General features: G+C 70.2%; 20 protein-coding genes, 1 tRNA gene and 1 riboswitch. Of the genes, 7 read left to right on the forward strand and 14 right to left on the reverse strand.

Translation table 11 applies throughout. The features are described from left to right. From ACI6GS_RS05415 to ACI6GS_RS05450, 8 genes are all read right to left on the reverse strand, one after another. Complete coding sequence (locus ACI6GS_RS05415) at window positions 1-1,932, reverse strand: methyl-accepting chemotaxis protein (RefSeq protein WP_439816763.1); 1,932 nt, start codon at window positions 1,930-1,932, stop codon at window positions 1-3. Between the two features lie 69 nt (window positions 1,933-2,001). Further along, window positions 2,002-2,481: a chemotaxis protein CheW gene (locus ACI6GS_RS05420; protein ID WP_439816764.1), complete on the reverse strand. Its 480-nt coding sequence runs from the start codon at window positions 2,479-2,481 to the stop codon at window positions 2,002-2,004. Continuing rightward, complete coding sequence (locus tag ACI6GS_RS05425) at window positions 2,478-4,544, reverse strand: chemotaxis protein CheA (RefSeq protein WP_439816765.1); 2,067 nt, start codon at window positions 4,542-4,544, stop codon at window positions 2,478-2,480. Before ACI6GS_RS05425 ends, ACI6GS_RS05420 begins: the two co-directional genes overlap by 4 nt. Next, window positions 4,544-4,906, reverse strand: coding sequence for a response regulator (locus ACI6GS_RS05430; protein ID WP_439816766.1), 363 nt, complete (start codon window positions 4,904-4,906; stop codon window positions 4,544-4,546). The genes ACI6GS_RS05425 and ACI6GS_RS05430 overlap by 1 nt, the downstream gene beginning before the upstream one ends. After that, window positions 4,903-5,301: an STAS domain-containing protein gene (locus ACI6GS_RS05435; RefSeq protein ID WP_439816767.1), complete on the reverse strand. Its 399-nt coding sequence runs from the start codon at window positions 5,299-5,301 to the stop codon at window positions 4,903-4,905. The genes ACI6GS_RS05430 and ACI6GS_RS05435 overlap by 4 nt, the downstream gene beginning before the upstream one ends. 234 nt (window positions 5,302-5,535) lie before the next feature. Then, window positions 5,536-6,576: a cobalamin biosynthesis protein CobW gene (cobW, locus tag ACI6GS_RS05440; protein WP_439816768.1), complete on the reverse strand. Its 1,041-nt coding sequence runs from the start codon at window positions 6,574-6,576 to the stop codon at window positions 5,536-5,538. 44 nt (window positions 6,577-6,620) lie between these two features. Next, entirely contained in the window at window positions 6,621-7,037 is a 417-nt protein-coding gene (locus ACI6GS_RS05445; RefSeq protein ID WP_439816769.1) for a DUF1636 domain-containing protein, read from the reverse strand. A 104-nt stretch (window positions 7,038-7,141) separates the two neighbouring features. Next, a riboswitch (cobalamin riboswitch) is annotated at window positions 7,142-7,357 on the reverse strand. 33 nt (window positions 7,358-7,390) lie between these two features. Continuing rightward, the gene (locus tag ACI6GS_RS05450; RefSeq protein WP_439816770.1) at window positions 7,391-8,035 is read right to left on the reverse strand and encodes a LuxR C-terminal-related transcriptional regulator; all 645 of its coding nucleotides are present in this window, start codon (window positions 8,033-8,035) and stop codon (window positions 7,391-7,393) included. Between the two features lie 279 nt (window positions 8,036-8,314). Between ACI6GS_RS05450 and ACI6GS_RS05455 the strand changes: the two genes are divergently transcribed. Further along, window positions 8,315-8,839, forward strand: coding sequence for a hypothetical protein (locus ACI6GS_RS05455; protein WP_439816771.1), 525 nt, complete (start codon window positions 8,315-8,317; stop codon window positions 8,837-8,839). On the opposite strand, the gene ACI6GS_RS05460 is transcribed toward ACI6GS_RS05455, so the two are convergent. Next, window positions 8,776-11,874 carry a hybrid sensor histidine kinase/response regulator gene (locus ACI6GS_RS05460; protein WP_439816772.1) on the reverse strand — a complete coding sequence of 1,033 codons (3,099 nt, stop codon included), beginning with the start codon at window positions 11,872-11,874 and terminating at the stop codon, window positions 8,776-8,778. The genes ACI6GS_RS05455 and ACI6GS_RS05460 overlap by 64 nt on opposite strands. A 195-nt stretch (window positions 11,875-12,069) precedes the next feature. Here ACI6GS_RS05460 and ACI6GS_RS05465 point away from each other — a divergent pair, with 195 nt between their 5' ends. Together ACI6GS_RS05465 and ACI6GS_RS05470 are read left to right on the forward strand one after the other, a co-directional pair. Next, window positions 12,070-12,522, forward strand: a complete 453-nt coding sequence (locus ACI6GS_RS05465) for a response regulator (RefSeq protein WP_439816773.1) — start codon at window positions 12,070-12,072, stop codon at window positions 12,520-12,522. 35 nt (window positions 12,523-12,557) lie between these two features. Beyond that, complete coding sequence (locus ACI6GS_RS05470; RefSeq protein ID WP_439816774.1) at window positions 12,558-14,228, forward strand: PAS domain-containing sensor histidine kinase; 1,671 nt, start codon at window positions 12,558-12,560, stop codon at window positions 14,226-14,228. A 248-nt stretch (window positions 14,229-14,476) separates the two neighbouring features. On the opposite strand, the gene ACI6GS_RS05475 is transcribed toward ACI6GS_RS05470, so the two are convergent. The 3 genes from ACI6GS_RS05475 to ACI6GS_RS05485 all read right to left on the reverse strand — a co-directional run bounded on the left by ACI6GS_RS05475 (window position 14,477) and on the right by ACI6GS_RS05485 (window position 16,875). Further along, window positions 14,477-14,553, reverse strand: a tRNA-Arg gene (locus tag ACI6GS_RS05475). Between the two features lie 56 nt (window positions 14,554-14,609). Then, on the reverse strand, window positions 14,610-16,415 hold the full coding sequence (locus tag ACI6GS_RS05480; RefSeq protein ID WP_439816775.1) for a DUF255 domain-containing protein: 1,806 nt from the start codon (window positions 16,413-16,415) through the stop codon (window positions 14,610-14,612). 88 nt (window positions 16,416-16,503) lie between these two features. Continuing rightward, window positions 16,504-16,875, reverse strand: coding sequence for a hypothetical protein (locus tag ACI6GS_RS05485; protein WP_439816776.1), 372 nt, complete (start codon window positions 16,873-16,875; stop codon window positions 16,504-16,506). Between the two features lie 48 nt (window positions 16,876-16,923). Here ACI6GS_RS05485 and argE point away from each other — a divergent pair, with 48 nt between their 5' ends. Next, window positions 16,924-18,084, forward strand: coding sequence for an acetylornithine deacetylase (gene argE / locus ACI6GS_RS05490; RefSeq protein ID WP_439816777.1), 1,161 nt, complete (start codon window positions 16,924-16,926; stop codon window positions 18,082-18,084). Between the two features lie 3 nt (window positions 18,085-18,087). Here the strand turns inward: argE and ACI6GS_RS05495 are convergent, their stop codons facing one another. Beyond that, on the reverse strand, window positions 18,088-19,242 hold the full coding sequence (locus ACI6GS_RS05495) for an MFS transporter (RefSeq protein ID WP_439816778.1): 1,155 nt from the start codon (window positions 19,240-19,242) through the stop codon (window positions 18,088-18,090). 22 nt (window positions 19,243-19,264) lie between these two features. Beyond that, entirely contained in the window at window positions 19,265-19,861 is a 597-nt protein-coding gene (locus tag ACI6GS_RS05500; RefSeq protein ID WP_439816779.1) for a hypothetical protein, read from the reverse strand. 173 nt (window positions 19,862-20,034) lie between these two features. Here ACI6GS_RS05500 and ACI6GS_RS05505 point away from each other — a divergent pair, with 173 nt between their 5' ends. The 3 genes from ACI6GS_RS05505 to pdeM are packed head-to-tail and all read left to right on the forward strand — an operon-like array spanning window position 20,035 to window position 23,877. Next, window positions 20,035-22,488 (forward strand): ligase-associated DNA damage response DEXH box helicase, encoded by a 2,454-nt coding sequence (locus ACI6GS_RS05505; RefSeq protein WP_439816780.1) that lies wholly within the window; start codon window positions 20,035-20,037, stop codon window positions 22,486-22,488. A gap of 39 nt (window positions 22,489-22,527) precedes the next feature. Further along, entirely contained in the window at window positions 22,528-23,145 is a 618-nt protein-coding gene (locus ACI6GS_RS05510) for a Uma2 family endonuclease (RefSeq protein ID WP_439816781.1), read from the forward strand. Window positions 23,146-23,154: 9 nt separating this feature from the next. Next, window positions 23,155-23,877 (forward strand): ligase-associated DNA damage response endonuclease PdeM, encoded by a 723-nt coding sequence (gene pdeM, locus ACI6GS_RS05515; protein ID WP_439816782.1) that lies wholly within the window; start codon window positions 23,155-23,157, stop codon window positions 23,875-23,877. Window positions 23,878-23,990: the final 113 nt, after the last annotated feature.

Genomic DNA, 23,990 nt, shown 5'->3' on the forward strand with positions numbered 1-23,990 from the left:
TCAGTGGCGCTGGAACTCGGCGTCCAGCGCGTCCTCCGCCCCGTTTAGGTCGAAGGCGAAGCCCGCCTTGGCGTGGCCGTTCAGGCGTGCCTTGGGCTTGGGCGCTGGCCTTGCCGCCGCCGCTACCGGCCGCGATGCCGTGTGGATCGGGCGTGGCGCCACCGGCGACGGGGCAGGGGCCGCGGCCGCGCGATAGCTGGCACCATCGCTCAGGCGGAAATAGGCGATGTTGGACTGGAGCTGCTCGGCCTGGGCGGCCAGTTCCTCGCTCGTCGCCGACATCTGCTCGGACGCGCTGGCGTTCTGCTGGGTCACCTTGTCCAGCTGCTGGATCGCGGCGTTGATCTGGTTGGCGCCGGCATCCTGCTCGCGGCAGGCGGCACTGATCTCCTCGACCAGTTCGGCCGTGCGCTTGATGTCCGGCACCAGCTTGCCCAGCATCTCGCCCGCCGCCTGGGCGGCCTTCACCGTGTCGCCGGACAGGGCGCCGATCTCGGTCGCCGCCGCCTGGCTGCGCTCGGCCAGCTTCCGAACCTCGGACGCCACGACGGCAAAGCCCTTGCCATGCTCGCCGGCGCGCGCCGCCTCGACCGCCGCGTTGAGCGCCAGCAGGTCTGTCTGGCGGGCGATCTCCTGCACGATGGTGATCTTCTCGGCGATGGTGCGCATGGCGTCGACCGCGCGGTTGACCGCCTCGCCGCTGGCCTGGGCATCCTGGGCCGAGCGGTGGGCGATCTTCTCGGTCTGGCTGGCGTTCTCGGCGTTCTGCTTGATGTTGGCGGCCATCTGTTCCATCGAGGCGGAGGCCTCCTCGGTCGAGGCCGCCTGCTCCGTAGCACCCTGCGACAGCTCCTCGGAGCTGGACGACAATTCCTGGCTGCCGGACGAGACGTTCTCGGCGGCGCGCAGGGATTCGCCCACGACCTCGCGCAGTTTCGCCAGCATGGTTTCCAGCGCGATGCCCAGCGTGTCCTTGTCGGACGCGCGCTTCGCCTGGACCACCAGGTTCCCGGCAGCGATTTCGTTCGCGACCTTGGCGGTTGCGTTCAGATTCGTGGTCATGGTGCGCATGTCGTCCAGCACGCCCTGGCTCATGCCGCCAAACTGGCGGTCGACCTGCTGTGACAGGTCGCCGATGGCAACCGCCTTCAGCGTGGTGGAAATGGCCTGGAAGGCGCCTTCGACGGCGACGATGCTGCCTTCCATCCGGCCCACTTCATCGCGCCGGCCCGTATCGACGGGCGTTGCCAGGGCGGCCAGCTTTGCTGCCGCCGCCGTGATCGGGCGACCGATGGAGCGTGCAAGGCCAAGGCCGACCAGCAGGCAGATCAGGATGGTCGTCGCCAGGCCACCCAGGATCACCCAGCGGGTGACCGAGAAAGCCGAGGCCTGCGCCTCGGAGCGGGAGGCCTGAAGCGCCATCTCCGCGTCGATGATCTCGCGGACCTTGGCGCGCAGGCCGTCCATCGCGACCTTGCCACGGCCTTCGATCTCGACCGCGCGGGCGGAGCCCTTGGTCAGCGGGTCGCGCATGAGATTGATGGCGTGTTCCGCCACATCCTGGCGCCATTGCAGGCCGAGCCGCTTGATCTCCGCAAAACGGGCGACCTGGACAGGATTGTCGGCCACCAGCGATGCCGCCTTTTCGACACCGGCGTCAAACGTCTGGGTGCCCGCGCGGTATGGATCCAGGAAGTCGGAGGAGTCGGCGAGGAGGAAGCCACGCAGGCCGGTCTCCTGGTCGATCATGCTGCGCAGGATCTGGTTCGTCTCAGAAATGACTGTCGCGGTATGGTCCGTCCACCGGGTCGTCTCCTCGATTTCCGACGACTTCAGGAAGATCACGGCATAGGAGGCGCCGATCGAGACGATGAGCAGGCTCAAGAGGACGGTGAGCTTGCGAGGGATGCTGAGATTGTCGAGAAACGACATGACGGCTCCGTAGACGACGGGATCAGATTGGCCAGGCTGGCCGGATCGAACGCAGATTGACTGGAAGGATCAGGCAAGGATCCGGACGAGGTCCGGCACGATCACGAAGCGGTCGCGCCAGCGACCGACACAGCGGATGAATTCGGGCTTCCAGCGCATGCCGATGCGCGGCGTCGGCTCCAGCGTCTGGCGCGGCAGGCCGGTCACCTCGAACACCTTGTCGGCCAGCAGGCCGACCAGGGTGGGATCGCCGTCCAGCTCGACCTCGACCACCACGATGCGGCTGTCGATCGTGGCTTCCGTCGCCGCCATGCCAAAGCGCAGGCGCAGGTCGGCCAGGGGCACCACCTTGCCGCGGACGTTGATGACGCCGCGTACGAAAGGCCGGGCGCCCGGCACCTCGGTCACCGCGACGACGTCCAGGATCTCCTGGACGATGCGGGCGTCCAGGGCGAAGACCTCGCCACCCAGGCCCAGCATCAGCACCTCGCCCCAGTCGGGCAGCAGGTCGGTCGCCTGGCGCTCGGCCAGGACGTTCGTCTCGGTCATGGCTGGGTCTCCAGGGCGGCGCGGTCGAGTGCCGCCTGCGCGATGCGTTCCTCCCGCGCCTGGCCGCGCTCGACCAGGTGGGCAACGTCCAGGATCAGGGCGACGGTGCCGTCGCCCAGGATCGTGGCGCCGGAGAAGGTCTCGACGTCGGCCTGCAGCTTGGACAGCGACTTGATGACCGTCTGGTGGCTGCCGATGATCTGATCCACGACCAGGCCCACGCGCAGGTCGCCGGAGCTGACGACCACCACCTTCTGGTGCGGCTCGGCCGGCGTGCCGGTCGCGAAGATCTCGCGCAGGCGCAGGAACGGGACCAGGGCCTCGCGGATGTTGAGGAAGCTGGAACCACGCCCGGCGACATCGTCGGCGGCCGCCAGTTCCACGCATTCCTCGACCGAGGACAGCGGAATAGCATAGCGGCCGGCACCGACGCGGACCAGCAGGCCGTCGATGATCGCCAGCGTCAGCGGCAGGCGCAGGGTGACTTCCGTGCCGCGGCCGGGATCGGTCGTCATGTCGATCGTGCCGCGCATCGCCTCGATCGTGCGCTTCACCACGTCCATGCCGACGCCACGGCCGGAAATCGCCGAAATCTCCTTGGCCGTCGAGAAGCCGGGGTGGAACAGGAACTGGTAGAGTTCCGCGTCCGACAGCTTGGCACCCGGGGCGATCAGGCCCGCCTCCTCGGCCTTGGCCCGGATCCGGGCGGCGTTCAGGCCGCGGCCGTCGTCGGCGACGGTGACCAGCACCTCGGCCCCCGAATAGCGGGCGATCAGGCGGATGCGCCCGCCGCCCGACTTGCCCGCCGTCGCCCGGGTCGCGGCATCCTCCAGCCCGTGGTCGATCGCATTGCGGATCAGGTGGACCAGGGGATCGGCCAGGCGCTCGACCATGGTCTTGTCGAGTTCCGTCTCCTCGCCGATCGTGACCAGTTCGACCTGCTTGCCCAGGTCGCGCGACAGGTCGTGGACCAGGCGGCGGAAGCGGCCGAACAGCGACCCGATCGGCACCATGCGGATGCCCATCGTGGTGTCGCGCAGGCCCGAGACCAGGCGCTCGATCTCCTCCGCCACGGCCTTGATGTTGAGGTCGGTCGTGGCGCCCGCGATCTGGGTCAGGCGGGCCTGGGCGATGACCAGTTCGCCCACCCGGTCCATCAGCTCGTCCAGGCGCTCGGCCTGCACGCGCAGCGTGCCGCCCGACTTCGCCTCCCCCGACTTCGCCTCTCCCGACTTCGCCTCTCCCGACTTCGCCTCAGTCGCCCTTGCCTCTGGCGCCCTGGGCTCCGCTGCCTTGGCCTCGGCCGGGCCTTCGGCGGGTGCCACCGCGTTGGCGGCCGGCGTCGCGTCCGCGTCCGCCGCGGTCTCGGCCAGCGGTTCCAGGACCAGGTCCATGTCGTCGCGCACGAACATGAACACGTCCTCGATCGCGTCGCGCCCCTGCGTCGTGGTCAGCAGGCCGGACCAGGCCAGGTGCAGGGCATCCGGCTCCAAACCGTCCAGCGCGGGGATGCCAGAAATGTCCGGCGTCAGGGTGCAGGTGCCCAGGCCATGCAACTCGTCCAGCAGCAGCAGAGGATTGGTCCCGTTGACCAGGACATTGGGCGCCAGGCGAAAGGCGATGCGCCAGGTTACGGGCTGCTCCGCCGGTTCCCCGGCGGTGCCGGCGGGCATATCGCTGCCGGGGGTGGCGCGCCCGATCAGGGCATGAAGCTCGCCCAGGATGGCAGCACCGATGGCGGGGTCGCCGTCCTCGGGCCGCTGGATCAGGGTGCGGATATGGTCCTTGGCCGCCAGGGCCACGCCGACCAGGTCGCGGCTGGCGCTGACCACGCCCTTGCGGATCTGGTCGAAGGCGGTCTCGAAGTCGTGCGTGAACTCGGCCACCTGCTCGAAGCCGAACATGGCGCCCGAACCCTTGAGCGTGTGCAGCGCGCGGAAGGCGCGGTCGACCAGCTCGCGGTTGGCGGGATCGTGTTCCAGGTCCAGCAGGTCCTGCTCGATCTGCTCCAGCAGTTCGGCGGCTTCCTGGCGGAACGTCTCGGCGGGATCGGGCGAGCCCATCAGCCCAGGACCTTCTTCACCACCGCCGACAATTGTTCCGGCTTGAACGGCTTGGTGATCCAGCCGGTGGCGCCGGCCTCCTTGGCCTGCTGCTTGATCGTGGCGTCCGATTCGGTTGTCAGGAACAGGATCGGCACGCCGCGATAGGCTGGCAGCTTGCGGACCTCGCGGATGAAGGTCAGGCCGTCCATCACGGGCATGTTGAGGTCGGTCACGATCATGTTGACCGGCTTGCTCTGGGCGACCTTCAGGCCCTCGGCCCCGTCGCCTGCCTCGACCACGGAATAGCCGGCACCGGACAGGGTCAGGCGGACCATCTGGCGCATGCTGGCGCTGTCATCGACACTCAGGATCGTCTTCATGCGGCAGTCCTTTCGGGCTGGGTCGGCTGGCGGTCGCCGGCGTCGTTCAGGGGCCACAGGCCGCCGGACGGGATGCCGGCCCCCAGCCCGCGGGGCAGGAACCCACCGCGTTCCAGGATGCTGGCCAGGTTTTCGGGAAGGGGGCCCCGCACGCAGAGCCGGCCACCCTTCTCGGCGGCGGTGCGGTGGGCGGAAATCAGGGTCTGGACCAGGGTCAGGTCCGCTTCGGCCACGGCCGAGGCGTCAATCTCTATCACTCGGTATTGTGATAGAGCCGAAACAAGTTGAGCCTGAAGTCGTGCACAATCCTGGATGGTCTCGCTCCTGCTGAGCGTGACGACCCCCGGCCCAAGCGGCTGGTCCATGCTGGTCGGTCCTGTCCTTGTTCCACACATGGAACACCCCGTCTGCAGGGGTTGTAGGACGCCGAATATTAAGGCCGTCTGAAGACTCAAGAAGGGGCAGGCCAGCCGTGCGTCAAGCACATGCCGCAGGCATCGCGCCGCCCGACCAAGCGGTCAGACGTGCGCGATTTGATTTAGATCAATGACTATCCCGGTTCTGCAGTCGGGCGTTGGTATTGCTGAAGGCAGCCACCCTAGCGTGGGGTGCAGCGGCCCTGCCGTGCATCAGGTGGCGGCGAGGCCGGCCTGCAGTGCCTGCGTGATGGCGGTTCGGTCCAGGCCCGTCTGCCCGATGATGACCAGGGCGCTGCGCCGGCTCTCCGAAGCGCGCCAGGGCCGGTCGAAATAATGCTCGACGCGGGGACCGACAGCCTGGACCAGCAGGCGGGCCGGGCTGCCGGCAACGGCGGCAAAGCCCTTCACCCGCAGGATGTCGTGCGCCGCCATGACCTGGCCCACCAGCGCCGCCAGCGCCTGGGGGGTCGGCGCGTTCCCGCCGTCGACGATGAAGGATTCGAAGTCGTCATGGTCGTGGCCGTCCTCCGCGTCGTGGTGCGACGGCCGCGCGGCCAGGTCGTCCTCCGCCTCTGCGTCCAGGCCCAGCAGCACCTCGACCGGCACGCCGCCATGGGCCGCCCGGGTGATGCCGACGCCGGCCCGCACCCTGGCCCGCACGTCCGCCTCGACCCTGGCCAGGGTTGCGGCATCGACCAGGTCGGTCTTGTTGAGCACGACCAGGTCGGCGCAGGCCAGTTGGTCCTCGTAGAGCTCCTCGATCGGATTGTCGTGGTCCAGCGACGGATCGGCGGCGCGGGCGGCGGCCAGGGCTGCCTCGTCCGTGGCGAAGCGGCCCGCCGCGACGGCCTCGGCGTCCAGCAGGACGACGACGCCGTCGACCGTGGTGCGGGTGCGGATGCCGGGCCAGGTGAAGGCCTTGACCAGCGGTTTGGGCAGGGCCAGCCCGCTGGTCTCGATCACGATGTGCTCGGGCGGGTTGGGCCGCGCCAGCAGCGCCTCGATCGTCGGCAGGAAATCGTCGGCCACCGTGCAGCAGATGCAGCCATTGGCCAGTTCCAGGATGTCGTCCTCGGCGCAGGTCTCGGCACCGCAGGCCTTCAGGATTTCGCCGTCGATGCCCACATCGCCGAACTCGTTGATGATCAGGGCCAGGCGGCGCCCGCCGGCATGGCCCAGAAGATGACGGATCAGCGTCGTCTTGCCCGCGCCAAGAAATCCGGTGATCACCGTTGCCGGGATCTTTGCCATTGTCGTCGTCCTTGATTGAATTCGGTTCGCCCCGTGGGGCGTGGTCAGGCCGGGTCGTCGGCCAGCAGGCCCGATTGCGGCGGCGTGCGGACCAGGAAGTGGCCCTTCACCCCGTCGGGCCAGTCGCCATAGGGGACGATGCCCAGCGCGCTTGCCGCATAGTGCGCGGCATAATCCAGCAGGGCCTGCGCCGCATCCGCTGTGGGCGCGAAGTGGCCCAGGACATAGCCGACCTTGCCCGGGCAGCGCAGGTGCACGACGCAGTGGCTGCGGCAGGCGAACAGGCAGGCCATTTCCTCGACCGCGACGGCGTCGGGCCGGGTGGCCGCCGCGTCGCGCAGGGCGTCGGCCAGCAGGGCGCCGCCGCGCCGGCCACCGGCATCCTCGCGCTCGGCGGCACTCACGCGGCAGGTGTTGCACACGACCAGGGACGGGCCCCGGGCCCCTTCCTTGATGATCATGTGCGTGGTCCGTCCAACGGGACGGGTTCGAAAACCGTCACGGCAAGCTCCCTCCATCGGGTCGCCACGACGGTGTTCCGCTCCCCCGGCTGGTCCCGGCCGGACGATGGGCGACTTAGGCGGCAGGTCTCCTGGCTTGCGGATCGTCACGGTCGCCGCGCCTTCCCAGGCCCTTTGGACCCAGTGGCATCGATCGGCGAACGCTCCCCACCTACAGTTGCGGGTACAGCCGCAGGATTGGCCGTGCCTCCTTCGGGAGGTCCGGCCGCACTGCGTTCCCTTTTGGCCCCTTGCGGGGCACCGCCTGTGGCCAAGCTAGGGGAGGGGGCGCCGCCTGGCAAGCGCCGCCGGGTTCACGCGTCGGCCTGGCTCAGGCCCGCCTGGACGCCCTTGACGGCGGCCTCGGAGCGGTTGCGCACGTCCAGCTTGCGCATGACCTGACTCACGTGAAGCTTCACCGTGGGTTCCGCCAGCGAGAGCGCGCGGCAGATCTCCTTGTTCGACGCGCCGCGCATCAGCAGGCGCAGCACCTCTCCCTCGCGCGGGGTCAGGCGGGCCATCAGGCTGGCCGTCGGCGGCGGGGCGGGTGGCTGGGCGAGCATCAGGCTGGTCGGCGCGTAGGTGCCGCCAGCCACCACGACGGCCAGCGCGGCACGGAACTGGTCGGGGGACATCGTCTTGGCGATGAAGCCCCTGGCCCCTGCCTGCAGGCCGGCGGTGACTTCCTGCGCATTGTCCTGCCCGGACATCACGACGACCTTGCCCCCGGGGCAGGCCTCGACAATGCGCCGGATGGCGGCACCGCTGCCGACACCCGGCATGCACAGGTCGACCAGGGCCAGGTCGACGCCGTCCAGGGCGCGGGTCGCGGCGTCGCTCAGGAAGTCCTCGCGCTCATGCAACTCGGCATCGGGAAACATCGCCCGCAGGCGCAGGCACACCGCCTCGCGGAACAGGGGGTGGTCGTCGGCGACCAGGATGGATCGTGGCGCTGTCATGGCTGTGCCCCAGTCTTGGCCAAGTTCGCGCGCGCCGCCTTGATGTCGGTCAACCTCATTGTCATCCCGCCATGGCATAGGGGGCTGGCACCAGGGGTGGCGTGGGCAGGCGGTGCCCCTCCACAGGCGTGCAGTAGACAAACAATTTCGCCCGCAAAGGCATCGTTCACGGTCTGATCGCGCTCAATCCAAACCGACGTATTGTAGAGTCTGTACCGCTGAAAGGGTCAGTGTGTCGCACCCCGGACCTGGCGACAAGCAGTGATGAAGGCGAGGCTGATGGCGTTCGACCGGTTCCTGGCCCTGATCCGCAGCGACCGGCTGCGCGCGGTCGCCCAGGAATGGCAGCGGGCGCGGGGCGTGCGCGCCATGCCGGCATGGGACGACCTGGACCAGCAGGCCCTGGCACCCCATGCCTCGATCCTGTGGAGCTGGCGGCAGGACCCGGCCAGTGGCGACGTGATCGGCCGCACGGCGGGCAGCACGATCCGCGAGATCCACCGCGGTGACCTGACGGGCCAGCGCGATGTCGACTTCTTCCGCTCCCGCGGGAGCGAGGCGCTCGTCCATCGCCAGCGCCGCATCTTCCTGGAGCCGCACCTGTATCACGGCCGCGGCTTCGTCTTTGCGCACGTCCAGCGCCTGGGCCTGGGCGAGCGGATCGCCATGCCGCTCAGCGACAGCCGCACCCGTGGCGACGGCATCCTGGGCGCCACGGTCTACAGCGTGCGACCGCAGGACTACTCCTCGGCGCTGGAGCCGCAGGCGGTGACCGAGGTGGGGACCGAGGTGCCGCTGGACTGAGGCGCCCCGGATCGCCGGGACAGCGCCCAGGCACGGATCGCCTCCGCCAGGGCCGCGATGCTGGCCGGCTTGGCCAAGAAGGCGTCGACCCCGGCGGCCCGCGCCTCGCGCTCCACGCCGCCGCTGTCCAGGCCGGTGCACAGGATCACGCCATGCCCGCCGTCCAGTTGGCGGACCCGGCGCGCCACCTCGCACCCGTTCAGCTTCGGCATCATCTGGTCGGTGATGACCACGTCGAAGGCGGCGGGATCCTCCGCCAGCGCCTCCAGGGCGCACTCGGGATCGTTGACGCCGACCGCGGCATAGCCCAGGCGCTCCAGGCCGATCGTGATCGCGTCGGTGACGTCCACATCATCGTCGATCACCAGGATCCGCTCGCTGCCGCCGTGCAGGTCGTGCGGCACGCTGGCCTGGCGCAGGGCCGCCACGGGCATGGCCAGCGGCAGGTGGACCGTGAACACGCTGCCCTGGCCCAGGCGCGACCTGATCGTGCAGACGCCCTGGACCGACAGCACGATGCTGCTGACCACCGCCAGGCCCAGGCCGGTGCCGGAACGGCCCTCCGCCCGCCGGGTGAAGAACGGCTCGAACACGCGCGGCAGGTCGGCCTCGGCAATGCCCACGCCATTGTCGGCGACGTCGATGCGGACATAGGTCAGGGCGGGGTCCACGACGCCGATCCTGGCAGAACCGGCGTCCTGCTCGATCTCAGCACCGTGGACCCGGTCCAGGCGGATGCGCACCGTCCCACCCCCCCGCTGCACGGCGGCGATGGCGTTGGTGATCAGGTTCATGATGACCTGGGTCGCCTGGGCCCGGTTCATGGTGACGTAAAGGTCGTCCGGCCCCGGCTCGATGACGATCTCCACGTTCGCGGGCGCCATGGAGAGGATGTTGGCCCGCGTCTCGTCCAGCACCTCGCGCACGGGCAGCACCTCTCGCGCTTCGCTGCCGCCCTTGGCAAAGGACAGGATCTGGGCCACGAACTCCTTGCCGCGCTGGCAGGCGCTGAGGATGCGCTGGGCGTAGTAGTGCTGCTTGCTGGCGGGGTCCAGGTCCTCCTCCAGGAAGCGGCCGAAGCCCATCACGGCACCCAGCAGATTGTTGAAGTCGTGGGCCAGGCCGCCGGCTAGCCGGCCCAGGGCCTCCATCGTGGTCGCCTGCTGCCGGCGACTCTCCAGCGCCGCGTGCGCGTCACGCGCGCGCCGGAACTCGGTCACGTCCCGCACCACCATCACCCCCGCCCCGTCCTTCAGGCGGGAGCGCGTGACCAGCAGGGCGCGGCTGCCCGCGTCGTCGGGCCAGTCCACCTCGACCGTGGCCTCGCCGCCGGCCAGCAGGGGGAAGGCGTGGGCCGGCATGGCATCGCCCCGCGCCGCTCGTTCGACGATGTCGGGCGCGTGGCCATAGCGCAGGGCGGCGCGGTTGGCATAGAACACGCCGCCTTCGGCCGAGACGGCGACAAGGCCGTCGGCGACATGGTCCAGCGCCTCCAGGATCTGGCGATGGCGGTCGAGCAGCAGCAGGAAGCCCATCAGGTTGGCGATCACGATCGCCACCGTCTTCTCCTCGTCCGTCCAGTCGGGGCGGGTGTGGCCGGCCTGGACCTCCAGCACGGCGCCCATCGACTGCATGGCCTCGGCCCCGATGAACATCACGCTGCGCCGGTCCTGGGCGATGCCGCCGGCCGCGCGCCGCTGGTCCTCGATGTCGAAGCGCGGATCGCTGCCGTCATTGTGGCGGATCACGATGCGGTCGCGCGCCACCGCGTCGAAGATGTCGGCATAGTCGGCGATGCGTACCGATGGCAGCCGCTGCAGGGCCTGGCTGGTGCCGTCATAATGGTCCAGGCAATTGCTGAGGCCGGTCAGCGTGTCCGGCTGCCAGACCTGGGCCGAATCGGCCCCCAGCGCCTGCACGGCCAGGCGGTTGATGGCCCGCGCGATCCCGGCGATCGACAACGTGCCCTCCTTCACCTGGCGCACCGACTCCGCGAAGACGGAGCTGAACCCGGCCAGGAAGGCGCTGCGCCGGTCGGCCGCGTCGATCGCGCCGAACTCCAGCGTCAGGTCGTGCTGCAGGATGGCGATCAGGGGATGGCCAGGACTTGGCTGACCCACGGGCAGGGCGCTGAACTGCAGCATCTGCTCGTGCCCCTCCCGCCGCAGCCAGACGGGTGGCATGGCGGTCCAGGTGTCGCTGCCCGCGGCGCTGGCGGCCAGCCGCTGGATGAACGGGCCCAGCGCGTCGGCAGCCTGCCCGTCGGCGGCGCGCAGCGGCAGGTCGGGGGCGAAGCGTTGCGTCCACAGGATCGCCGCCGGGTCGGTCGTGCCCGACGGGGTCACCTCGGCAAAGGCGACGAAGGCGGGCACGCCATTGGCCAGGCGTGTCGCAGTGTCGAGCAGGGCTGCCGCCCGCGCCGCCTCGTCCTGGGGCAAGGGGCCGCGCGCGGCCTCCGCCAGCGCCAGCAGGCGGCCCATGGCCAGGGCGGTCGCCGCCGCCGCCAGAAGCGCCAGAACCAGGGGCGCCAGACCCGAAGCGATGGGGAGCGTCGCGGCGCCCTCGACCGCCGGCAGCGCCAGCTGTGCCGCCGCCAGCAGCACGCCGTCGAGCAGGCCCAGCACCACCAGTTCGCGCCAGCCCGCCCGCCGTCCGGTGCGGGCCAGGAAGCGGGCGGCCAGCACCCCCGCCAGGCAGGCGCCAAAGCCCATGCCGAGCGCTGCGGCCTGGGCCCCGGCGCCAGGCGCTGAGGCGATGCCGAGCGCAAGTCCGCCAAGCAGGGCGATCGCGCCGACGGCGGCCCCCTCCTCCAGCGTCAGGACGGACAGCGTGGCCAGGGCCGCGGCGTTGAGGCTGGCCGCAACAGGCAGCGGCAGCGTCATGGCAAGGGTGACCAGGACGGCCCCCGCCAGTCCCAGCGCCGCGGTTCGCGCCGCCGCCGGCCAGGCCGCCGCCACGCCGCGCAGGGCAACGACGCCCAGCACGCCCAGCAGCCATGCCGCCAGTCCGGCCAGCGCAGGGACAAGCGGCGTCATGCCTGTCATCGGTATCGTTCTGCGTGCATCGCACCGCACGATACAGGGTCGGGCCGGGCCGCACAGGCCAACGGCGTATGGGGTGGCCTGTCCAGAAGGATGGGGGTGGTATGGGGTCGGCCCCTGTCCGCATGGCGCGGCGGGCGCGACCCCTGATATCTCGTGCCCCGGCGGGCACGGGACTAGGGTCGCTGCATGGCGACGCTTCCGCAAACACCTGGGCCGATCGACGTGGTCGTGATCGACGACCACAAGGACTACCTGGCCTTCCTCCAGGAACTGCTGGAACGCGCCGGCCATTGCGCGCAGGCTTTTTCCTCGGCCCGCACGGCCCTCCGCTTCCTGGAGACGACACCGGCGCGCGTCGTCGTCACGGACGTCTTCATGAGCGACCTCGACGGCTTCGAAGTCCTGCGCACGCTGCGGGCCCGCCATCCCGCCCTGCCGGTCATCGCCATCTGCGGCGCCGGTACCAGCCAGGATGCGATGTTCCTGGGCTTCATGGAGAAGCTGGGCGCGTGCCGCACCTTCCGCAAGCCGATCTGCCAGGCAACCTTCCTGGCTGCGGTGCGTGCCCTGCTGGCTGGACCCGCGGCGCCCTGCGATGGGGCCGGCGCGTACCATCTCGACGCGGCCGCGGGCGCCTGAGCGGTCATGTGCCCCGCGCGGAAGGTCCGTGGTCCATGGTCCTGACCCCGATCGCGGGCGGTGCCCGCCTTGACATCCTGGACCGCGCCACGAGCGAGGCCGTGGCCCCCTCCCGCGTGAGCGCGCTGACCGCCCGCGGCCGCTCGCACACCCAGCTGCTGAAGGCGGTCTACAGGTCGCTGTCGGTGATCGAGTTCACGCTGGACGGCATCGTGGTCGACGCCAACGACAATTTCCTGCGCATGATGGGCTATGCACTGGACGAGGTGGTGGGCCAGCATCACGCGATGTTCGTGCCGACCGCCATGCTGTCGAGCGGCGCCTATGACGCCTTCTGGTCCAACCTGCGCCAGGGGGCCTTTCACTCGGACGAGTATCGCCGGCTGGCCAAGGGCGGACGCGAGGTGTGGATCCAGGCCACCTACAACCCCATCCTGGACGAGACCGGCCGCCCCCTGGGCGTGATCAAGTTCGCGACCGACATTACCGAGGCGAAGCGCCGCCGCGCCCGCGACGAGAGCCAGATCGCCGCCCTGCATCGGTCGCTGGCGGTGATCGAGTTCGACCTGGACGGGACGATCCTGTTGGCAAACCAGAACTTCCTGGACATGACCGGCTATGCGCGGGGCGACCTGGTTGGCCAGCACCATGCACTGCTGCTGTCCCCGCGGGAGCGGGAGCAGGAGGCCTATTCCACCTTCTGGGCCACGCTTCAGGCCGGCCATTTCACCTCTGGCGTGTTCCGCCGGGTGGCGCGCGACGGACGCGAGTTCTGGGTCCAGGCGACCTACAACCCGGTGCTGGATGCCAGCGGCCGGCCGGCCCGCATCCTGAAACTGGCAACCGACATCACCGAGCGCGTCGTCCATACCGAGGAGTTGGAGGAGCAGCGCCGGCTGCTGCAGGGCCAGGCCGCGGCGCTCGACCGGGCCCGCGCGCTCGCCGATGCCAGCCGCGAGCAGGCGGAGGAGGCCAACGCGGCCAAGGCGCAGTTCCTGGCCAACATGAGCCATGAACTGCGCACGCCGCTGAATGCGATCCTGGGCTTTTCGGAACTGATGCTGGCCGGCATTGGCGGCACGCTCAACGTCCAGCACCAGGGCTATGTCGGCGACATCATGGGCGCCGGGCGCCATCTGGTCGACCTGGTGAACCAGGTCCTGGACATCGCGCGCATCGAATCGGGCCAGTTCGAACTCCAGGCGGCCCCGCTGAACCTGACGGGCATCGCGCGGGACTGCATCGCCATGCTCGAGCCGCTGGCCGAGGCCAAGCACATCGCCCTGCTGTTCCTGGCCGACGAGCAGGTGGCGATGGACGGCGACCCGGTGCGCCTGCGCCAGATCCTGATCAACACGATCTCCAACGCGATCAAGTTCACGCCCGAACAGGGTCGCGTCACGGTGCTGGTGGAGCGCCAGGATGGCATGGCCCGGATCGCCGTGATGGATACCGGCATCGGGATGACGGAAGAGGCGATGCGCCGCGCGCTCAAGCCCTACTACCGGATCTGCAGCACGACGCGCCGGGTGGAGGAGGGGACGGGCCTGGGCCTGCCGATCGCCCGGCTCCTGGCGGAGGCGCATGGCGGCCGCCTGGCCCTGTCCAGCACGCCCGGGCAGGGCACCGTGGTCGACGTCCTGCTCCCCCTGGCCCCCCGCGCCACACGCGGCGGCCCGCCCTTTCCGGTCCCGCCCGCCCCCTGACGACGCCGGCAGGTCGTGCACGACCGCGGCGCAATCTGGCAGGGGTGGGGGCACTGCCCGTAGGCTATTGGTAGTGGCAAAGCCGCTCGTGCCGGCTGCCATGCGTCCGTGTTGCAGGAGCGATGGCCCGTGCTGTCCCGCAGGACCGCAGGCCCCGCCACAATTGCGGATCCAGTCCCCAACGCGAAACCGGAACCGAACCGGCCCCCGAGGCATTCCCGGGAACCCATCTAAGCACCTGAAAAGATTGGCGCACCCGACAAGATTCGAACTTGTGACCTCTGCCTTCGGAGGGCAGCGCTCTATCCAGCTGAGCTACGGGTGCGGCGCGGCCGGACCATAGAAGATCGCGGGCGCCGCGGCAACCGTCTGCGCATGGGCTCAGTCAGGCGGGTATTGCGCAAGCAGGGCCTGGGGGCCGATCCGGGCCGGATCGTCCATCGGGATCGAGCACAGGTTCTGGGTGCAGGAAAAGGCCTGGGGGTCGGGAAGCTCCGGGAACTCCACGTCGTGATGCGGAAGCGGGCCGGCCGCCGGGTCCCACCATTCGACCCGGCGATAGGTGCCCGGCACCGCCAGGGCGGCGGCATAGAGGCGGGCGGCGCGGGCGTCCGCCTTGGGTCCCACCACGACCAGGTGCAGCGGCTCGCGCGCGAGTTCCGCATGGGCCAGCAGCAGGCCGGGCCAGAAGCTGCCCGTCCGTGCTTCCGGCGTCGCGGCGAGGAAGGCCATGACGCGCCGGGCCCCCTGCTGATGCTCCGCCTTGCCCGTGTAGCGGGCCAGGAGGTTGAGAAAGCGCACGGCGGCCGTGTTGTCGTCCAGGTGGCGGAAGGGCTGGGCCAGCAGGCTGCTGCCGGCGGCGTCGCCGGGTACACGGGCGGCGGAGGCCAGGCCGCCTTCGTCCAGCAGGAAGGTCTTGAGCATCATGTCGGCGGCGGCCGACGCGCGGGCCAGCCAGACGGCATCGGCCGTCGCGCGGTACAGGTCCAGCTCCGCCTGGGCCATGGCCAGCGTATCGGGGAGGCAGGGACAGGTCGTGGCGCCGTCGCCGCCATGGTCGAAGCCACCATCGGCCCGTTCCAGGTCGCGGCGCACCGCCTCCGCCGCCTGCAGCGCGCGGTCGAGGGCGGCGCGGTCGCCCGTCGCCTCGAACAGCGCGACGAAGCCCTGGATGATCTGCCCGTTCTCGCGCGCATAGACCGCCTGGTCGATGGCGGGCGCCGCCACCTTGGCGCGGGCCGCAGCGTCCAGCGCGTAATAGTCCTTGCCGGGCATTGTCGGGGCATCGGCGTCGCGATTGGCGTGGAAGCCGCCGCCCGGGGCCGACATCGGCCCGGTCAGGAAGCGGGCAATGTCCCGCGCCGCGTCCAGGAAGGCGGGCTCGTCCAGCGCCGTCGCCGCCTGGGCATAGACGCGCAGCGCAGCGGCCTGGGAAATGCCGATCTTCTCGTAATGCGGGCGGTCCCAGACGTTCGCCTCGGAATACTGGTAGATGCCGCCATCGACGGGATCGACCAGCGCCCGCGCATTGGTCAGGGTCAGGCGCGCCATGCGCGCGGCCAGCGCGTCGCCGCCCGGCACCAGCGACAGCGCGTATTCCAGCGCCTCGGCCTGGATGAACTTGTGGCCGGAGCCCCAGCCGCCCTTCTCGTAGTCCCAGGCAAAGGCGAAGCGGCGGTCCATCTGGCCGATGAAGCGCGGATCGACGCCGTCGAGGCCCGCGGCGCGCACCCGCTGGGGTGCTGCCTCTGGCGTCGGATCGTCGGCCAGGGCGGCCAACTGGAAGGCGAACGTGTCGGGCTCGATATAGCCACGCCCCTTCCACAGTTCGTGCCCCTCGGCATCGAACACGATGGTCGCGGGCCAGCCCCAGTTCTCATAGCGCTGGGACAGGTCGGGATGGGCGTCGGCATCGACGTGGACGGCGACGAAGTGCTCTGCCATCGCCGCCCTCACGCGCGGGTCGGCATAGGTCGTCTGCTCCATCACGCCGCACCAGTGGCACCACTTGGTGCCCAGGTCGAGCAGGACCAGCTTGCCCTCCGCCTTGGCGCGGGCAAAGACCTGCGGCGACCAGTCGGCCCAGGCAATGGCCACGGCGGCGTCGTCTGCCCGGGCTGGAGCCGCGGCAAGCGGCAGGACGGTCAGCGGCAGGGCGGCAACGGCCGCCAGGAGGAGCGAGCGCATGGCGGCACCTTGCCATGCGCGCCAGGGCTGTGCAGTGACCGCCGGCACAGGCGCCGATACAGGCGCTCCCGCCGGCGCCCGGCAGGCGTCAGATCGCGGTCCAGCCCTTGCCGCGCATGCAGCGGTTCATGAACTCCTCGTCGGTGTCCATGCGGCTCAGGGCCTGGCTGGTCTGCAGCGCGCCAAAATTGTTGAGCCCGGCGGAGCCCATGTCGGCCCCGGGCGTGTTCGACGGATAGGCCGGCGGCTCCGGCTCGCGCCGCGGCGGCGGCGCCAGGGCGGCGCATTCGCCCATGTCGCGCTGGAGGGCGGCCTGGTCGGCGCCAGCCTTGGTCCAGCCGGGACCGGCGCAGGCGCCAAGGGCAAGGCCGCCGGCCAGGAGGACGGCGAACGGGGCTGCGAGCCGGGCGGTTCGGGCCAGAATGGCGCGTGGTGTTGGGGCTGCGGCGGGACGGGTCATGGCCGGCACCCTAGCAGAGCGGCGGTGCGGCGTCCTAAGCTCTGCGGAATGACTGATCTGCTGCACAGAACCCTTCCCCTGTTCGAGACGCTGGTCGCGTTCGACACGACCAGCCGCCTGACCAACCTGCCGCTGATTCGCTTCATTGAAGCCTATCTGGCGGACCATGGCATAGCGTCGGAACTGGTCTTCGACGAAACCGGGACCAAGGCCAACCTGTTCGCGACGATCGGCGATGCGGAGCGGGGCGGCGTGATGCTTTCCGGCCACACGGACGTGGTGCCGGTCGACGGGCAGAACTGGTCCAGCGATCCTTTCACCCTGGTCGAGCGGGGCGGCCTGCTGCATGGCCGGGGGACCTGCGACATGAAGGGGTTCATCGCCTGTGTCCTGGCGCTGGTGCCGGACCTGGTCGGGCGCAGCCTGGCCCAGCCGGTGCACCTGGCGTTCAGCCATGACGAGGAAGTGGGCTGCATCGGCGTCCGCTCGCTGATCGACCGCCTGGCGCGGCGGACGCCGAAGCCGACGCTGGCCATCGTGGGCGAGCCCACGGGCATGAAGGTGGTCGACACGCACAAGGGGATCCGCTCCTTCGTCACCACGGTCACAGGGCGGGAGGCGCATTCGAGCCAGCCGCAGGCCGGGGCCAACGCGATCATCGCGACGGGCCGCCTGATCGCCGGGCTGGAACGCGTTGCCGAGGAATTGCGCCTGGCGGGGGATCCCTCGGGCCGCTTCACGCCGGGCCACACGACGGTGGGGATCGGCACGATCGCGGGCGGCACGGCCAACAACATCGTGGCGCGCGAATGCCGCCTGGGCTGGGAATACCGGCCCCTGCCCGATGCCGACCAGGACCTGGTGAAGCGGCGCTTCGACGCGATTGTCGCGGACGAGGTGCTGCCCCTGCTGCGCGCGACGGCGCCGGACGCCGCGGTATCGACCCTGGCGCGTTCTGCCGTCGTGCCCCTGCGGCCCGATCCAGGGTCGGAGGCGGAAGTCCTGGCCAAGGCGCTGTGCGGGGCCAACCACACCCACGCCGTCAGCTATACGACCGAGGGCGGGCTGTTCCAGCAGATCGGCATTCCGACCGTGATCTGTGGCCCCGGCGACATCCTGCAAGCCCATGCCGCGGACGAGTTCGTGAGCCTGGACCAGCTGGCTCTGTGCCTCAGCTTCCTGGAACGGCTGTCGGCGCGCCTGGCTTGAGGGTCAGCGCGCGCCCAGCGGCGCCTTGCGACTGGCCAGCCCCAGGGCGATGACGGCGATCGCCCAGGTCAGGAAGGCACCGTCCAGGCCAACCGCGTCGCGCACCGCCTGGAAGGCCAGCGGGCCAAGCCCCACGCCCAGGAACAGGGCGAAGGCGAAGTACGACATGCCGGTGGCGCGGGCCGGGGGATAGACCGTGCTGGCCGCCGTCTGCAGCGTGTTGTGCATGGCATTGAAGGCAAAGCCGGTCAGCAGCATGACCGCGATCACCAGCGCGAAGCTGGGCAGGTGGGGCAGCACGACCCACGCCAAGCCGGACGCCACGGCACCCCACAGGAACATGGTGTCTCCGAACAGCCGGACCGCCGCCGTCACCACCAGGGTGAACAGCACGCCCCCGATCGAATAGGTGGCGACGGCCCAGGCCGCGGCGTCGGCCCCCAGGCCCAGCCGCTCGTCCAGGAAGACCGAGACGAAGGGGATGGCGCCCAGTACCAGTGCCCCCTCCAGGAAGCCGAACAGCGCCAGCCAGGGCAGCGTGGTCGTCCGCATCATGACGGCGACATGGGTCAGCGAACCCGTCACCCGCTCGTTCAGCTCCGGCATGCGGCGCAGGGTCAGCAGCAGCACGAAGCCCGGCAGCGGCGACAGGGTCAGGATCAGGAAGCCGGCCGACAATCCCGCGCTGGCCGCCGCCTGGCCCGTCGCCACCGCGCCCAGCAACTGGCCCGTGATGACGGCGGTCATGAATCTGGCGATGGCGATGGCGCGGGGTCCCGGCTCCAGCCGCTGGCCGATCGTGGCGAGCGCGCTGGGGATCACGGCCGAGCCGCAGAATCCGGCGGCAACGCGCGCGGCAACCAGGGCCGGGAACGAGGACAGGACCAGCGGCACGAACGAGAACAGCGCGGTGCCCAGCAGCGCGATCGACATGACGCGGAAGCGGCCATAGCGGTCGGCCAGCAGGCCGTTGACCAGCTGGCCGAAGCCATAGGCCAGCGAGAAGCCGGAGGCGGCGATGACGGCGCCGTGCACGCTGACCCCATAGTGCTCCATGAGATAGGGCACGACGGGGTCAAGGGCGCGGATGCCCATGGACGAGCCGAAGCCGCACAGGCCGAAGGCCAGCGTCAGCCACCAGCCCGGGACGTCGGCCACCGACTGTCCGGCGACCCGCGGATCAGCCAAGGTAGCTGGACAGGTTCTGGTTGATTGCCGACTGCATGGCCCCGTCAAAGGCGGCGATCACGTCGCGCACCATCTGGAAGGCGGTGTCGTCGCGGTCGTCCGCGCGGATGTTCTCCGGGATCGACACCGTGCGCCGGGCGTTCGCGCGCACGACGCGGCCGTTGAAGCCGACTTCCAGCCGCGCGGCCAGGTTCGCCTCCCACTGCCAGCCGGCATCGACCGTCACCAGGCCCTCCAGCCCGCCACGACGGGGCAGGCGCATTTCCACGACGGAGGCGTTCTCGATGATGAAGCGGCCCTCCTCGGCACCACCCACGGCGCTCAGGCGCTCCCGCGCCCAGGTGGCCAGCGTCGGCCCCGGGACCGCGGGGAAAGTGTGCTCCACATTGGGCAGCTTCTGTGGCGAGACATAGCTGTCGCTGACCGTGATGCGCGACAGGCGCAGCCGGATCGGCGACTGGTGGGTGAAGTGCAGCTCGGGATAGATCGGCGTGCGGATCGGCTGCTGACAGCCGGCAAGGCCGATGCCGCCCAGCGACAGTCCGCCCAGTCCCAGGATCAGCAGGTGGCGGCGTGAAATGTCCGTCATCGCAGGCAACGCTCCCCAAGCAGCCTGATGCGGCCAGAATCAGTCCCGCACGCGGGACCCGACCGCACGCCAAGGCTTAAGGGGCCGATACGGCGGATTCAAGGCGTCATCCCGCCCGCCACCCGCCCATCGCCGGTCTGGATCGCCTTGCGCGACTGGTCCAAAATGAGAACATGGACCGCGAGGCGATCGGCGACGCGCACGCCCTGCTGCCGCACATCTTCACCGACTGGTTCGCCGGTCGCGGCTGGGCGCCGCGCGCGCACCAGCTGGGCGTGCTGGCGGCGGCGCGGCCGGGTGCTGCCATCCTGCTGGTGGCGCCGACCGGCGGGGGCAAGACGCTGGCCGGATTCCTGCCCAGCCTGGTCGACCTGGCCGGCCGCGCGGCGCCCCGGCCGGGTGAGGTGGGGCGCGGCTTGCACACGCTCTACATCTCGCCGCTCAAGGCGCTGGCCGTCGATGTCGCCCGCAACCTGGAGGAGCCCGTCGCCGAGATGGGCCTGCCCATCTCGGTCGAGACGCGGACGGGCGACACGCCCGCCGCCAAGAAGGGGCGACAGCGGCGCAACCCTCCGGACATCCTCCTGACCACGCCGGAGCAGTTGGCCCTGCTCCTGTCCTTTCACGATGCCGACCGCATGTTCAGGCACCTGAAGGCCGTCGTGATCGACGAGGTGCACGCATTGTGGACGACCAAGCGGGGCGACCTGCTGGCCCTCGACCTTGCCCGCCTGGATCGCCTGGCGCCGAAGGCCTGGCGTATCGGGCTGTCGGCGACGATCGCCGACCGGCCGGGCCTGGCCCGCTGGCTGGGGGGCGAGCGACCCGTGACGCCGGTCGAAGGGGCGCCGGGCGCACCGCCGCAGCTGACGGTCCTGCAGTCGGAGGCGCACGTCCCCTGGTCGGGACACAGCGCGCGGCATTCCTACCCGGAACTGATGAACGCGATCCGCGGGGCGACGACGGCGCTGGTCTTCGTCAACACGCGCAGCCAGGCCGAGCTGATCTTCCAGAACCTGTGGCGTATCAACGACGACGGCCTGCCCATCGCCCTGCACCATGGCTCGCTCGCCCCCGAACAGCGGCGCAAGGTGGAGGCGGCCATGGCAAAGGGGCGGCTGCGCGCGGTGGTCGCGACCTCCACCCTCGACCTTGGCATCGACTGGGGCGCGGTCGACCTGGTGATCCAGGTCGGCGCGCCCAAGGGCTGCTCCCGCATGGTCCAGCGCATCGGCCGCGCCAACCATCGCCTGGACGAGCCCAGCCGCGCCCTGCTGGTTCCCGCCAACCGATTCGAGTTCATGGAATGCCGCGCCGCGGTCGAGGCGGTGGCCGAGGGCGCGCTGGACGGCGACGGCCCCCGCACCGGCGCCCTTGACGTGCTGGCCCAGCACATCATGGGGATGGCGGTGGCCGGCGGCTTCAACGCCGACCAGCTTTATGACGAGATCCGCACCGCCGCACCCTATGCCGCCATGGAGCGGGACGCGTTCGACGCGGTGCTCGATTTCGTGGCCACCGGCGGCTATGCGCTCAAGTCCTATGAGCGCTGGCGTCGCCTGGCCCGGGACGCCAACGGCGTGTGGAAGCCGGTCCATGCGGCCGTCGCCCGGCGCTATCGCCTCAACATCGGCACCATCGTGGAGGTACCGATGATCTCGGTCCGCCTCAATGGCGGGCGCGTCCTGGGCCAGGTGGAGGAAGCCTTCATCGAGGCACTGACCCCCGGTGACAGCTTCGTCTTCGCGGGCGAGGTGCTGCGCTTCGATGCGCTTCGCGAAACCTCCGCCATCGTCAGCCGCTCGACCGATGCGGAGCCCAAGGTGCCGTCCTATGCCGGCGGCAAGTTCCCGCTCTCGACCTTCCTGGCGGACCGGGTGCGGCGCCTGCTGGCGGATGGGCCGGACCATCCCGGCCTGCCGCCCCCGGTCGCCGAATGGCTGGCGATCCAGAAGCGCCGCTCGCTGCTGCCCCGGCCCGACCAGTTGCTGATCGAGACGTTCCCCCGGGCCAAGCGCTTCTACATGGTGGCCTATCCGTTCGAGGGGCGGCTGGCGCACCAGACGCTGGGCATGCTGCTGACCCGGCGGATGGAGCGGCGCCGGCTGAAGCCGCTGGGCTTCGTCGCGTCCGAATATGCCCTCGCCGTCTGGTCGCTGGAGGATGCGGGCCGGGTCGACCTGGGCGAGCTGTTCGACCAGGACATGCTGGGCGACGACCTGGAGGACTGGCTGGCCGAATCCAACCTGATGAAGCGGACCTTCCGCAACGTCGCCCTGATCTCCGGCCTGATCGAGCGGCGCCATCCGGGGCAGGAAAAGAACGGCCGGCAGGTCACCTTCTCAACCGACCTGATCTATGACGTGCTGCGCCGGCACCAGCCGGACCACGTCCTGATGAAGGCGACCTGGGCCGACGCCGCGACCGGCCTGCTCGACGTGCGCCGCCTGGGCGAGATGCTGGGCCGCGCCGCCGGCCACATCGTTCACCGCCGGCTCGAGCGCGTCTCCCCCCTCGCCGTGCCCGTACTCCTCGACATCGGGCGCGAGGCCGTCCCAGGCGGTGCCATCGACGACCTGCTCAGCGAAGCCGCCGAAGACCTGATCGCCGAAGCGATGATGGAGTAGGCGTTTGCGATAATCGCACCACATGGGCATGCTTTCACCATGTCCAGCGTCCGTCGCCCCCGGCGCATCACCTTTGCCGAGTTCCTGGCGGCCGAGGCGGCAAGCCCTGTCCGCCACGAATTCGTGAATGGCGAGGTGTTCGCGAAACTGGATGGCATTGGCGACGCCCACGCCATGGCGGGTGCCAGCCTCCGCCACAACATCATCGTCTCGAATCTGGTCGGCGTGCTCCGCCAGGCGCTGAGGGGCAAGGGCTGCCAGGTCCTGTCGTCGGACATGCTGGTGCGGATCGAAGCGGATACGGTCGATGCCGCCTACTATCCCGACATCGTCGTCCGTTGCGGCGCGGTCGACGACTACGCCGCGCGCTACTTGACGAGTCCGGCCTTGCTGGTTGAAGTCGCTTCCGAGTCGACGGAGCGGCTGGACCGGACGGAGAAGCGGGACGCCTATCTGAAGCTTCCGTCGCTGCGCTACTACCTGCTGGTCGAGCAGGCGAGCCGCAGTGTCACGCTGATGCGCCGCCAAGTTATCGGCTTCGACAGCCTGCTTGCCGAAGGGGCTGAGGCGGTATCGCTGCCGGACCTTGGCATCACTTTGTCGCTGGACGAGATCTACGCCGACGCAGGACTTCCCACGGAGTCCGACGCGCGCTAGGTTCGCGTCATGTTCCTGTTCCAGGTTGCCGACGTGCCGCTTCAGGCGGATCTCAGCGGTGCGCTGTACGTGCCCGATACGGGCACCCTGATCGTCTCGGACCTGCACCTGGAAAAGGGCTCGGCCTTTGCCGCGCGGGGTATTCCCCTGCCCCCCTATGACACCTGGGCGACGCTGGAGCGGGTTGCGGAGGTGGTCGCCCGCCTGGCGCCGCGCACGGTCGTCGCCCTGGGCGACAGCTTTCACGACCGCGCTGCTGCGGGCCGGCTGGACGAGCGCGCCCGCGCCCGCATCCGGCACCTGACCCAGGCGGCCGACTGGCTGTGGCTGACCGGCAACCACGATCCGGAGGCACCGGCCGACCTGGGCGGCGCGGGGTGCGGCACCCACGTCCTGGGCGACTTGCGCCTGGTGCATGAACCGGCCGAGCCACCGGCGGCGGGGGAGGTGGCGGGCCACCTGCACCCCAAGGCGCGGCTGACGGTGCGTGGCCGCCATGTCACGGCGCGTTGTTTCGTGACGGACGGCACCCGCCTGGTGATGCCTGCGTTCGGCGCCTATGCCGGGGGCCTGGACGTGACCGATCCGGTCTATGGCGGCCTGTTCCCCACCGGATTCTCCGTGCTGATGCTGGGCCGGCAGTCGGTTCATCGCCTGGCCGGCTTTGGCGGGCGGGCCCGGGCGGCGGCACCGCGCCCGCTGTTCCATGCCCTGTCCCGGGCTCAGAGCTGATCCTGCAGCGGCCCTGCGGCGCCCACATCGCTTGCCAGTGAATGGGGAAGGCTTAAATTCAGCGTTCAGGCGGGCAGGGCTCAGGAGGAGCCATGCCGCTTCAGGGCGGCAGT

This window comes from Zavarzinia sp. CC-PAN008, assembly GCF_051903925.1.
Lineage (GTDB): Bacteria > Pseudomonadota > Alphaproteobacteria > Zavarziniales > Zavarziniaceae.

Excerpts from the sequence above, each read along its gene's own strand:
- ACI6GS_RS05480 (WP_439816775.1), bottom strand. The coding sequence starts at position 16,415 with ATGCGCTCGCTCCTCCTGGCGGCCGTTGCCGCCCTGCCGCTGACCGTC.
- ACI6GS_RS05460 (WP_439816772.1), bottom strand. The coding sequence starts at position 11,874 with ATGACGCCGCTTGTCCCTGCGCTGGCCGGACTGGCGGCATGGCTGCTG.
- ACI6GS_RS05500 (WP_439816779.1), bottom strand. The coding sequence starts at position 19,861 with ATGACGGACATTTCACGCCGCCACCTGCTGATCCTGGGACTGGGCGGA.
- ACI6GS_RS05455 (WP_439816771.1), top strand. The coding sequence starts at position 8,315 with ATGGCGTTCGACCGGTTCCTGGCCCTGATCCGCAGCGACCGGCTGCGC.
- pdeM (WP_439816782.1), top strand. The coding sequence starts at position 23,155 with ATGTTCCTGTTCCAGGTTGCCGACGTGCCGCTTCAGGCGGATCTCAGC.
- ACI6GS_RS05445 (WP_439816769.1), bottom strand. The coding sequence starts at position 7,037 with ATGATCATCAAGGAAGGGGCCCGGGGCCCGTCCCTGGTCGTGTGCAAC.
- ACI6GS_RS05470 (WP_439816774.1), top strand. The coding sequence starts at position 12,558 with ATGGTCCTGACCCCGATCGCGGGCGGTGCCCGCCTTGACATCCTGGAC.
- ACI6GS_RS05415 (WP_439816763.1), bottom strand. The coding sequence starts at position 1,932 with ATGTCGTTTCTCGACAATCTCAGCATCCCTCGCAAGCTCACCGTCCTC.
- ACI6GS_RS05505 (WP_439816780.1), top strand. The coding sequence starts at position 20,035 with ATGGACCGCGAGGCGATCGGCGACGCGCACGCCCTGCTGCCGCACATC.
- ACI6GS_RS05425 (WP_439816765.1), bottom strand. The coding sequence starts at position 4,544 with ATGGGCTCGCCCGATCCCGCCGAGACGTTCCGCCAGGAAGCCGCCGAA.
- ACI6GS_RS05450 (WP_439816770.1), bottom strand. The coding sequence starts at position 8,035 with ATGACAGCGCCACGATCCATCCTGGTCGCCGACGACCACCCCCTGTTC.
- ACI6GS_RS05420 (WP_439816764.1), bottom strand. The coding sequence starts at position 2,481 with ATGACCGAGACGAACGTCCTGGCCGAGCGCCAGGCGACCGACCTGCTG.
- ACI6GS_RS05485 (WP_439816776.1), bottom strand. The coding sequence starts at position 16,875 with ATGACCCGTCCCGCCGCAGCCCCAACACCACGCGCCATTCTGGCCCGA.
- argE (WP_439816777.1), top strand. The coding sequence starts at position 16,924 with ATGACTGATCTGCTGCACAGAACCCTTCCCCTGTTCGAGACGCTGGTC.
- ACI6GS_RS05465 (WP_439816773.1), top strand. The coding sequence starts at position 12,070 with ATGGCGACGCTTCCGCAAACACCTGGGCCGATCGACGTGGTCGTGATC.
- ACI6GS_RS05435 (WP_439816767.1), bottom strand. The coding sequence starts at position 5,301 with ATGTGTGGAACAAGGACAGGACCGACCAGCATGGACCAGCCGCTTGGG.
- ACI6GS_RS05510 (WP_439816781.1), top strand. The coding sequence starts at position 22,528 with ATGTCCAGCGTCCGTCGCCCCCGGCGCATCACCTTTGCCGAGTTCCTG.
- ACI6GS_RS05430 (WP_439816766.1), bottom strand. The coding sequence starts at position 4,906 with ATGAAGACGATCCTGAGTGTCGATGACAGCGCCAGCATGCGCCAGATG.
- cobW (WP_439816768.1), bottom strand. The coding sequence starts at position 6,576 with ATGGCAAAGATCCCGGCAACGGTGATCACCGGATTTCTTGGCGCGGGC.